The organism is Duganella sp. CY15W, from assembly GCF_009857555.1.
Taxonomy (GTDB): Bacteria; Pseudomonadota; Gammaproteobacteria; order Burkholderiales; family Burkholderiaceae_D; genus Rugamonas; species Rugamonas sacchari.
Window position 1 is genome coordinate 488,130 of sequence record NZ_WWCQ01000001.1, and the last position, 11,148, is coordinate 499,277.

At 63.6% G+C, this 11,148-nt stretch carries 9 protein-coding genes; 3 read left to right on the top strand and 6 right to left on the bottom strand.

Annotated elements, in window-relative coordinates; genetic code table 11:
- Positions 1-7: 7 nt before the first annotated feature.
- Positions 8-1,714 (top strand): methyl-accepting chemotaxis protein, encoded by a 1,707-nt coding sequence (locus tag GTP58_RS02255; protein ID WP_161076101.1) that lies wholly within the window; start codon positions 8-10, stop codon positions 1,712-1,714.
- 21 nt (positions 1,715-1,735) lie between these two features.
- Positions 1,736-2,362 carry a tRNA-uridine aminocarboxypropyltransferase gene (locus GTP58_RS02260; RefSeq protein ID WP_161076102.1) on the top strand — a complete coding sequence of 209 codons (627 nt, stop codon included), beginning with the start codon at positions 1,736-1,738 and terminating at the stop codon, positions 2,360-2,362.
- Here the strand turns inward: GTP58_RS02260 and GTP58_RS02265 are convergent.
- From GTP58_RS02265 to GTP58_RS02275, 3 genes are read right to left on the bottom strand one after another with little or no spacing between them, the layout of a single operon-like run.
- Complete coding sequence (locus tag GTP58_RS02265; protein WP_161076103.1) at positions 2,346-5,198, bottom strand: Hsp70 family protein; 2,853 nt, start codon at positions 5,196-5,198, stop codon at positions 2,346-2,348. The genes GTP58_RS02260 and GTP58_RS02265 overlap by 17 nt on opposite strands.
- Before the next feature lie 2 nt (positions 5,199-5,200).
- Entirely contained in the window at positions 5,201-7,048 is a 1,848-nt protein-coding gene (locus GTP58_RS02270; RefSeq protein WP_161076104.1) for an Hsp70 family protein, read from the bottom strand.
- A complete protein-coding gene (locus tag GTP58_RS02275) occupies positions 7,045-7,638 on the bottom strand; it encodes a DUF2760 domain-containing protein (protein WP_161076105.1) in 594 nt (197 codons plus the stop codon). Before GTP58_RS02275 ends, GTP58_RS02270 begins: the two co-directional genes overlap by 4 nt.
- A gap of 175 nt (positions 7,639-7,813) precedes the next feature.
- Between GTP58_RS02275 and GTP58_RS02280 the strand changes: the two genes are divergently transcribed.
- Positions 7,814-8,971, top strand: coding sequence for a PA0069 family radical SAM protein (locus GTP58_RS02280; protein ID WP_072780748.1), 1,158 nt, complete (start codon positions 7,814-7,816; stop codon positions 8,969-8,971).
- Here the strand turns inward: GTP58_RS02280 and GTP58_RS02285 are convergent.
- From GTP58_RS02285 to GTP58_RS02295, 3 genes are all read right to left on the bottom strand, one after another.
- Positions 8,963-9,532, bottom strand: coding sequence for a gamma-glutamylcyclotransferase (locus GTP58_RS02285; protein WP_161076106.1), 570 nt, complete (start codon positions 9,530-9,532; stop codon positions 8,963-8,965). The genes GTP58_RS02280 and GTP58_RS02285 overlap by 9 nt on opposite strands.
- Positions 9,533-9,565: 33 nt before the next feature.
- On the bottom strand, positions 9,566-10,129 hold the full coding sequence (locus tag GTP58_RS02290) for an FMN-dependent NADH-azoreductase (protein WP_161076107.1): 564 nt from the start codon (positions 10,127-10,129) through the stop codon (positions 9,566-9,568).
- Between the two features lie 98 nt (positions 10,130-10,227).
- Positions 10,228-11,142 carry a LysR family transcriptional regulator gene (locus tag GTP58_RS02295; RefSeq protein ID WP_072780744.1) on the bottom strand — a complete coding sequence of 305 codons (915 nt, stop codon included), beginning with the start codon at positions 11,140-11,142 and terminating at the stop codon, positions 10,228-10,230.
- Between the last annotated feature and the right edge of the window lie 6 nt (positions 11,143-11,148).

The window sequence follows — 11,148 nt, forward strand, 5'->3', positions numbered from 1 at the left end:
GTCCTCTATGAACAACCTCAAGATCGGTACACGCCTCGGCTTCGGTTTCTCGCTGATTTTGCTACTGCTGGTTGCGATGACCGCCATAGGCATACTGCGTCTGAGCGGCGCCAGCGCCACCACCGATGAAATGATCAACGTGAAGATCCGCGATGAGCGCCTGATCTCGGAGTGGGGCAAGATCATCGAAGTGAACGCGGCGCGCACCACCGGCGCTTTCATGGTGAGTAATGCCGCCGATCAGAAAAGGCTCGAAGCGCTGATGGCGGAATCCTCCGGCCGCGCCACGCAGATTCAGGACATGATCGGCGCCAGCCTGGATGAGGAAGAACTCAAGCCACTGTTCAAACAGGTGCTGGATACGCGCAAGACTTACACCGAGCTGCGTAAGTCCGTGTTCGCCGCCAAGAACAAAGGCGATATCGACAGCGCCACCAAAATCTACGAAGGCGACATGACCCAGAGCCGCATTCGTTATCTGGCGGCGCTGAAGAGCTTCGCGGATAAACAGGCAGCCCTGCTGGATGCATCTGCGGTCGATATCCAGCAGCAGTACAAGAGCGGCCGCACGCTGCTCATCATGCTTGGCCTGGCTGCGATTGTGATGGGTGTGTTTGCCGCATGGTGGATCACACGGACCATCACGGCGCCGATCAATGAGGCGGTGAAGGTCGCGGAGACTGTCTCCTCGGGCGATCTGACCAGCGATATCCAGGTCAACAGCAATGACGAAACCGGTCAGCTGATGAACGCCTTGAAGACCATGAACAACAACCTGGTGAGCATCGTAGGCCAGGTGCGCAACGGCACTGAGCTGATTGCGACTGCATCCACGCAAATCGCCGCCGGCAATCAGGACCTGTCCTCGCGCACCGAGGAGCAAGCCAGCTCGCTGGAAGAAACCGCGTCGTCGATGGAGGAGCTGACCTCCACCGTGCGCTTCAACGCAGAGAACGCGCGGCAGGCAAATGCGCTGGCGATTAGCGCGTCGGAAATTGCCAGCCGTGGCGGTTCCGTGGTGGGCGAGGTGGTGAATACCATGGGCTCGATCAACGATTCCTCCCGCAAGATTGTGGACATTATTTCGGTCATCGACGGCATCGCTTTCCAGACCAATATCCTTGCGCTTAACGCGGCGGTGGAGGCGGCGCGCGCCGGTGAGCAGGGGCGCGGTTTTGCGGTGGTGGCGTCGGAAGTGCGTAACCTGGCGCAGCGTTCCGCATCGGCTGCCAAGGACATCAAGGGCCTGATCGATGACTCGGTGCAGAAAGTGCAGATAGGCTCCGACCTGGTGGACAAGGCTGGCCAGACGATGGATGAAATCGTCCAAAGCATCGGCCGCGTCACGCAGATCATGACGCAGATTAGCCATGCCAGCGAAGAGCAGAGCCAGGGCATTGCGCAGGTCAACGACGCCATCACGCAGATGGATCAGGTGACGCAGCAGAATGCCGCCCTGGTTGAGCAGGCTGCAGCGGCAGCGGAGTCGATGCAGGAGCAATCGGCCAAGCTGGCGGATGTGGTCAGCGTATTCAAGATCGATGCGTCTTATGCGCCGCCTGCCTTGCCGCGTCCGGCGCCACGCAAGGCCGCACTGCCGCGCCGGACGGCGGTGGTGGCTGCGGCCAAGCCAGCGCCGGCTCCTGCGTCCGCACCTGCGCCCAAGCGCAAACCCGTCGCCGCCAACGAATCGGACGGCTGGGAAGAGTTCTAAGCCACGGTACAATGGCGGGCTATGAATACCGCCAGTACCGAACGTCCCGCGCGGCGCGCATTGTGTGCCGCGTGCCTGCGCCCGCAGCAGACCTGCATCTGCCGCTGGGTGACAGCGCTTCCCAATCAGGTCGAAGTCCTGATCCTTCAGCATCCGATGGAAGTCAGCAATGCCAAGGGCAGCGCGCGCCTGCTGCATTTGAGCCTGGCCAACAGCCGTCTCGAAGTCGGCGAGACGTTCGAGCCTTCGCAACTGCAAACATGGCTGTCGCCGCAGCGGCGCAGCGTGCTGTTATATCCGGATACGGAAGATACGTCCCTCGGCCTGGCGGCGCCGCAGCCGTTTGATGCGGCCTGGTTGAACGAACCTTTGCGGCTGGTGGTGATGGATGGGACCTGGCGCAAAAGCCGCAAGATGCTGTATCTGAATCCGCTGCTGCAAGCGCTGCCGCGCATGCCGCTGCGCGATACGCCACCGTCGCACTACCTGATCCGCAAGGCGCATTTGCCGGACCAGCTGTCAACACTGGAAGCTACGGTGTACGCGCTGGCGCAGCTGGAAAACGATCACAATAAATTCGATCCGCTGATTGCGGCCTTTGACGGCTTTGTCGCGCAGCAGGCCAGTTACGTCAGGCGATCAGTTTAAGGCCGGGAGGCAGGGCGTCGCCCAGCATGCGCTTTTCATCAGCCTGATCGAGCTGCATCACCTCGCGCACCATCGCGCTCCAGTTGGCCGGGGCGCCGACGGCGTGCAGGCGGCGCAGCACTTCGGCGCGCAGGGTGTCGCTGATATCGCGCGAACGGTCGCCCGTCATGCGCGCAAGGTGTGAGGCGGCGAAGCCCGCCGGCTCGACCTTTTTCCAGTCCAGCGACAGCACCTCGTCAAGCCAAGTCTCCACGGTGGCGGTGTCCACCACATCATGCGCGCTGCCGTGGAACGGCTGGCGTGCGCCGACGCGGCTCAGGCCCCACAGGAAGCGGCCTTGTGCCGCCTCGGCTTTCGCCAGGTCGGCGCCGCCGCTGCGGGTTTTGTTGGCGGCGGCTTTGACGGCTGCCTTGGTCGCGGCATGCAACTGGCCCAGCATCCATGCGCCGATTTCGGCTTTGTAGTTGCCGGGAATGCGTTCCAGCGAGGCGCCAAGGCGTAGCATATCTTCTTCGCTGCCATTGACCAGCGTGACGGGACGCCGCCCGCGCTCAGCCGCATCGGCCTGCACGTTGAAGGCGAAATCGTCCAGCACCCGCAACTGTGCCGTCACGCTCAAGCCACCGGCGACACGGCGCCACAGCGTCCACCATTCTGCGCAAACCTGGCTGTCCTTGTGATGCTGTACGCCAGCGTCGTACGCGCCCCATAGCTGTTCGATGCGCCACGCATCAAGCGCATGGCCGAAGCCAGGCCGCAGGCAATAACCGCTCAGGTTAAGCCAGGCGCGTTCATGTTCCGACGAGCGGCGGCGGCCTTTGGCGCGCTCCATGAGCGCATCGAACAGGCGGCGCAGCACCGGCGTAGTCCAGCCTTCGCGGCTGCCCAGCAGCTGCTCAAGCTGGGTGCGCAGCTGCTTGACTTCCTTGATGTCCACCTGCTGCGCGCGGCTGCCGAAGATACGTTCGATTTTTTCAATCGCCGCGCTCAGGCCTGCCGGCATCGGCGTGTCCTCCGCTGCTGCGGGTTCTGGCGTGCTGTCACCGCGCAGCTGGAATTCAAGCAGCCAGCGTTGCGTGTCTTCCTTGGCGACGCAGTGTACTTCCAGCGTGCCAACCTCGCTCAGCATGGCGGCCAGTTGCACGGGGATTTCCTTGCGCGCGTCGCTGGCGCTGCTGTCGCGCAGGACGGTGGCGATGGGGGGCAACTCTACATACTCGTCCGGCTGCAGCTGTGTGATGTCGCCTGCCTGTGGCGCGTCGGAGGTGGAGGAGGCCAGGTGAAAGCGTACCGGCCGGCCAAGGCGCAAGGCAAACGTGCGGTCGGCCAGCAGGATCTCGGGGCCTTCACCGGCGCCGCGCGGCAGGATGCAGACGGCGCGGCGTGGCTTGTCGGCTGGACCTGCATCGTCCAGCAGCAGGAAGTAGCTGCGCGCCGAGCCGCCGCCAATGACCGGAGCTTGCCCCGCCTGTCCCAGCGCATAGGCAACGCCGCCACGCGCGACGGCGACGTCCGGATTGTCGTTGTGCAGAACGCGCAACGGCTGCTGGCGCCAGCCTGCAAGCGTGGCCTCCAGGCGTCGCGCCAGGGCGTCCGCACGAAATACGCCGCCGTTGAGCAGCAGCGTATCGGGGATGGGAACGGCGCTGCTATCTGCGGGCAAGCCGAGTGCTTCGCGCATGGCGGCGGCGTGCTGACGCAAGAAGTCGGCGAGGTGATGCGTGATGGCCGCATCGCTGGCGTAGGGCAGGCCGAATTCAATGATCGCACCACGGCCACGCTTGGCGCCAGTCTGCGTTTCATTGAGCGGGAAGAAGCCGTCGACAACGAGGGCCGAGACTTCATCGCGCGTCAGATCGGCCGAGCGCGAACCGCCGATCAGGCGGGAGCCGGAACCCAGCAGCGTGACGGTGGTGCGTTCCGGCGCGTCAGCCGCCAGCAGCTGTTCTTTCGCCGCGCGGCAGCGTTCCGCCAGCTGCGACAGTCGGCTGGCGGACAGGCGTGCCTGCGCTTCGCCACCCGCAAGGCGCGATTCCACCAGATGGGCGAGGGCGAGGTCCATATTGTCGCCGCCCAGGATCAGGTGATTGCCAACACCGATGCGGCTGATGACTGGCTGGCCATCGCCGGGTTCCACCTTCATCAGGCTGAAGTCGGTGGTGCCGCCGCCAACGTCGCACACCAGTACCAGCCGTGTGCCCGCAAGCTGCCCGGCAAGCGCGGCGCGCTCGCGGAACAGCCAGTCGTAGAAGGCCGCTTGCGGCTCTTCCAACAAACGCAATGACGGCAAGCCTGCCATGCGTGCCGCTTCCAGCGTCAGCGCGCGTGCGCCTTCGTCAAAGGATGCGGGGATGGTTAACACAATCTGCTGCTTTTCCAATGGATGCGCTGGAAAGCGTGCATTCCAGGCGCCGCGCAAGTGCGCAAGATAAGAGGCGCTGGCGGCGACCGGCGATACCTTGGCCACCTCGGCCTCTGCGCCCCACGGCAGTATCGGCGCCATGCGGTCGACCTGGGGATGCGACAGCCAGCTCTTGGCGCTGGCAACCAGACGTCCGGGCACCTGCGCACCGCGTTGCCGTGCCAGCCGGCCAACCACCACTTGCGGCAGGCCAGCCACGTCGTCCGCACGCCATGGCAGTTGCAGCTCGCCGTCAGCCAACTCGCCGTCAGCCGGATGGTAGCGTAAAGAAGGCAGTAACGCCGCAGCACCTACTTCACCGGGCGCGGTCAGTTGCTCGATCTCGAACAACTGAATCTGCGCGCTACCGGTTTCCGCGTAGGCCATCACCGTGTTGGTGGTGCCCAGGTCGATGCTGACGACGTATTGACTCATGCTCAGGCGCTGGTACGGACGTCGAACTCCACGTTCCAGCGCTGGCCATCGTTGGCGACAGCAGCCAGTTCGAGCGTGCCGGATTCCGTGGCCAGTGCGTGCAGACGCACTTGTACTACATCGCCAGCCTGACGGCCTTCCGGCGACAGGTTGGCCTGAATCTCGTTCATCTCGATCAGCTCATCCGGCCCCCAGAAGTCCAGCAGGTCGCCGATCTGATCCTGACGGCGCACCGACGAACCGAAGAAGCGGAACTGTACCGGCTCGCCCACCACCAGGCCAAATTCCTGGTTCGGCAATTCGATCTCGCTGCCTTCTTCCATGCCGAACGGCGCCACGCACAGCGCCTGAATCGGCGGCTCCATGCCGGGAATCGCCGGCATGGCCGACTCGATCGCCACGTAGTACGAGCGCGCCGTACCACCACGGATACGCACGCCGGTACCACGGCGCACGTAGCTGTAGTAGGCCGCACCGCGTGCCACGGCCAGGTCCAGGTCCGCGCCGCCCAGCATGCGTGCCGGCTCCGCGCCTTCCATGTACAGCCAGTCGTTGATGGTGCCCATGATGCGCTGCGCCAGCAGGTCCGACTTGAACACGCCGCCGTTGAACAGCACTGCGGTTGGATGCAGGAAGGTGGCGTCAGCGCTTTGCTTGCCGGCGTAGCCTTCCAGTTCCGCCGTCGCGCCAACCTGGCGTGCCAGGAAGGCGGCCAGATGGCGCGTGACGCCAGCATCCTGCGCGTATGGCAGGCCAAGCTGCGTCAGGCCTGCGCGGGTACGCACGGCCGGACGCGCCGAGGCTTCCACCTGCGGGAAGAAGCCGTCGAGGATGAAGGTCGATACTTCTTCGCGCGTCAGCTCGGTGCGGATCGAACCGCCAATCAGCTTGGAGCTGCGGCTCGGCACCACGATAGGCCAGGTGGCGACAGTGGCATCGGCCAGCAGTTTTTCCTTGGCGGTGCGGCAGCCGTAGGTCAGTGCGCGCATCTGCCACGCATCCAGCTGCGTGCCGTTGGCGGCCAGCTTGCGGGCCACCAGGTGGGCCAGCGCCAGGTCCATATTGTCGCCGCCAAGCAGGATGTGGTCGCCCACGGCGATGCGGTGCGGTTCCAGCACGCCGTCGCGTTCCAGCACGGCGATCAGCGAGAAGTCGCTGGTGCCGCCGCCAACGTCGACTACCAGGATGATGTCGCCGGGTTTGACTTCCTTGCGCCAGCGGCCTTCGCTGCCCTGGATCCAGCTATACAGCGCTGCCTGCGGTTCTTCCAGCAGCGTGAGGCTGGTGTAGCCGGCGGCTCGTGCTGCTTCTGCGGTCAGTTCGCGCGCGCCCGGATCGAAGGAGGCAGGAATGGTCACGGTCACTGCCTGTTCGCCGAACGGCGCGTCAGGATGTGCCTGTTCCCACGCCTTGCGCAGGTGCGCCAGGTAGCGCGTCGAAGCTTCCAGCGGCGATACGCGTATGACTTCTTCCGGCGCATCGTTGGGCAGCAGCGCGGAGCGGCGGTCCACGCCAGGGTGGCTCAGCCAGCTCTTGGCGCTGGAGACCAGGCGGATCGGCGTGGTGGCGCCACGGCTGCGCGCCATTTCGCCGGCGACGCCGGTTTGCTCTTCGGCGCTTTGCTGCCATGGCAGGTTGTTCTCGCCGGGCGCCAGTTCTTCCGCATGCGGCAGGTACAGGAAGGAAGGCAGCAGCGGCAGGTCTTCAATCGTGCCTGGTGCGGTCAGCTGTGGAATCGGCAGCACGCCGTGCTTGGTTTTCTCGCCATCGCTGGCCTGCAGGTCGACATACGACAGCGCGCTGTGCGTGGTGCCCAAGTCAATGCCGATGGCGTAACGTGGAGTGCTCACAGTTCCACCTCCGCTGGCGCCAGGATGGCGGCGTCGTGTGCCTCCGCCAGTTTAGGCAGGCGCACGTCGGCCGAACGCCAGCCGCGATGGCTCAGCGTGCCGCGGAACGGGGCTTTGCCGACCACATTGCCGGTCAGGCGTACGGAGGCAGCGTCAAAGCCTTCCGGCAGTTCGATGCGGCTCCCTTCCGCTTCGCTGCGGACTGGCTGGATGGTGAAGTGTTCTTTCAGAACTTTGGCGCAGCCTTCGTGCACCACGCGCGCTGCGGCGCCGATGTCGGCGTCGGAATAGGCGCTCAGGTTTTCCTGGGTGAAGTCGATCAGGCGCGCTTCGCGCTGGAACAGCGACAGCAGTTGCAGGGCGGCGTCTGGCGTGGCGACGCGCAGCGTGACGGGCGCAGGCGCAGGTGCTGGGGCCGGCGCCGGCGCCGGTGCCGGTGCGGCCACCGGTGCGGCGGCAGGCTCAGGCGTGTCGTCGATGCGCGTCAGGCGGGCAGCGTATTCAGCGTCGGACAGGGCGCGGAAGAAGGCGCCGATGGCAATAGAAATCCGGCTAAAGAAAGACGGCAAAGGTTGGCTCGATTGGTTCATGTTTTTACTCACTGTGAGGTTGCCGAACGCTGCGCTGGGCGCGCGATATGGCGAAGCCCGGCATGATACCAGCTTGACCAAGCGCTCCCCAAGGACGCAGGCGGATATTTCGCTTGAAATGGCGGTGGGTAAAGCCTAGAATACTGGATATATATACAGTATTTTGATTTCCGCCATGTCTTACGATGAAAACAATCAGGAACACGTGATGCTACCGCCGCCTTCGCTCAAGGCGCAGAAGGGGCGTGGCGCGGTATCGAATATACAGGGTCGGTACGAAGTCAACGCACGCGAGGCCTACGATGACGGCTGGGAGCGGGAAGAGGACGAAACCCGGCCGATTAAAACACAGGTCACGGAAGAAATCTGTAAATCCATCCTGAGCCGGAATGCCTCGCCGGATCTGCCGTTCAGCGTTTCGCTCAATCCCTATCGGGGCTGCGAGCATGGCTGCATTTATTGCTTTGCCCGGCCGACCCACAGCTATCTGGGGCTGTCGCCAGGCATGGAGTTCGAGAGCAAGATCTTCGCCAAGGTCAACGCGCCCGAGGTATTGCGGCGCGAGCTGGCCAAGCCCGGCTATGAACCCTTGTCGATTGCATTGGGTGTCAACACGGATGCTTACCAGCCTTGCGAGCGCGAACTCAAGCTGACGCGCCGCGTGCTGGAAGTGCTGCAGGAATGCCAGCATCCGGTCGGCCTGATTACCAAGTCCTCGCTGATCGAGCGTGATATCGACATCCTTGCGCCCATGGCAGCCAGGCAGCAGGCCGGTGTGGCCATCACCTTGACCACGCTCGACCCGGCCATCTCGCGCACACTGGAGCCACGCGCTGCGGCGCCGGCACGCCGCCTGCGCACCATCCGCACGCTGACGGATGCGGGCATTCCGGTGGCGGTCAGCATCGCCCCCATCATCCCCTTCATTACCGAGCCGGACATCGAACGGATACTGGAGGCGGTGAAGGAAGCGGGCGCGGTCAGTGCTCACTACACCGTGCTGCGTTTGCCGTGGGAAGTCGCGCCGCTGTTCAAGGAGTGGCTGCAAGCGCACTTCCCGGAGCGGGCGCAGCGCGTGATGAACCGCGTGCGCGAAATGCGCGGCGGCAAAGATTACGACAGTGATTTCAGCTCACGCATGAAAGGCGAGGGCGTGTGGGCCGAGCTGATACGCCAGCGCTTCAAGATTGCCAGCGAGCGGCTGGGGCTGACGGGGCAGGGCAGCCGCTTTCACCGCATGGATGCGTCCCAGTTCACCCGCCCGCTCGTGGTGCCGCCGTTGGGCGCGCGCGCCAAAGCGGCGGCGGATGCCGGACAAATGGATTTATTTTGACTGCAGCGCGGCGAGGTGGCGCTCAATCTCAAACACATGCTGATCGTGCCGGCCCAGTTCGCGTAATGCTGTCGCGAGATGGTTGAGATAGTCGCTGTTCGGGCCGCTGGGGCCGACGGAGCGGGCGATGTGGGCCGCGATGTCCTGTTCGGAGGCCGCGCCGAGGAAGGCAGTGTTGTCTGGCGTGGCGATGTACACCAGGCCCTCCACTTCGTCGCGGTCTTCAAACGTGATGGGCATTGCCAGCCGCAGGTAGCCATTCTTTTCGCGGTGGTCCAGATGGGCAAACACTTCTGGCGTGATGAGGTAGGCCATGCCGTGGCAAATGGCGTCGGCTTCTTCGATTAAGGTCACCACGCGCCCCGGCGCTTCCGGCGTGCCACGGTGGTCGTGCGAGCCTTGCCAGAAACGCCGCGTCCAGCCGGCGATGCTGGCGGGGCGGCGTTGCAGGTAGGGGAAGTCCGCCTTGTAGATCAAGGAGCCGTAGCCAAACAGCCAGACGCTGTGGCGGCCGTCAAACTTGTCCATCATTTGATTGATGGCGATGGTATTCGCTGTCATGGCATCCATTATAAGACAGCGATAGCGCTATCATCAGGCCGCGCTACGCAAGCGGAGCGCCTGCGGCACGTCAGCCAGGCCGCGCACCACGTTTACCCGGCTGACGCCCAGGAACTGGAAGGCGGCTTTGAGCTGGTTTTCGTGGTTGTTCATGAGCTCATCAACGGACTCCAGGCCCATGACGCCGCAGCCCGAGGTCACCAGCAGCAAGTGCAAGTCATCGCGTGGCTTGCTGCTGGTGGTTTGCAGCTCCAGCAAGCGGTCCATCCAGGCCTTGAGCGTGGATGGCACGGAGAAGTTGTGCAGTGGCGCGCCCAGCACCACCACGTCCGCGTCCTGAAACTCTTGTACCAGCGAGGCGCTTTGCAGGGCTTCCGCGCGCAGTTCGGCGTTCATCGGGATGTCGGCATCCCAGCGCTGACTGATGACCTGCAACAACGGACCGCTCGCGTGGGACAGCGGCGAGGCTGCCAGATCGCGGTAGAGCACGGTCGCTTGTGCGTTTGCTTCGGTTAAAGCCGCCACGGTTGCCGAAGTAACCTGGCGGGAAACGGAATTGTCGCCTAGGGCGCAGGAGTCGATGTGCAAAATGTTCATAAATAAAGCATACACAATCAGAAACCGCTTCCACAATGGATTAATGGCAACAATCTTTTCCAAATTGAAATAAAAAGTAAGGCTGTTGATTATGCGGACTAGGATGCCGAACGATTCCATTCGTGCGAGGCAATAAACTGGTGCAAATATGCCACAAGACTCTCTGCCGCCGGGGAGAGCGCACGGGCGCTGCGCGTGTAGATGAAGAAACGCCGCGTCAACGCTGGCGCTTCCAGCGGACGCATTTTCAGGCCGTACAGCTCGACCATTTTCTCGGCATACGGCAGGCACACCGTAATGCCCTGGCCGGCATGCACCATGGCCAATGCGGTGGTCATGAACGTGACTTCGTTATACGGACTCAGCGACAATTCGCGGAAAGAGACGTGCACATCACGCAGCAGGCGCTCGGTGAACTGGCCTTGTAGCGAAATAAACGGGAACTGGTTGACGTCGCCCCAGGTGATGCGCTTGCGCCTGGCCAGCGGGTGGTCGGGCGGATAGACCACCACAAACGGCATCTCGAACAAAGGCTGGGATTCAATTTCCGCCGTCGCATCGCGCTCGGGGCCGATGCCAAAGTCCACCTCGCCACTGAACACGCGTGCAGTGACCTGCTCCAGCGGGCAGTCGGTCAGGCGCACCTGCACTTCCTTGTGCTGGGTACGGTAGCCGGCGATCACTTCCGGCACCATCGTGCAGGACAGCATCTGCGGCGCCGCCACGCGCACCGAACCCTGCTTGAGCGCCTTGCGGCTGGCGATGTCGGCCATGGCGCGGTCGAGGTCGTGCAGCATCTTGTCGAACAGGGGATACAGTTCCCGCCCGAGTTCGGATAACTGGGTCTTGCGCGTGGTACGCTCGACCACACGTATGCCCAGTAGCTGTTCCAGTTCCTTGATCTGGCCGCTGAGCGCGGATTGCGTCACGTTCAAATGGTCGGCCGCCAGCGTAAAGCTGCCGGTCTTGGCCAGCGCCACCAGCGCGCGCATCTGCTTCAGGCTAGGATTCATTGGAAA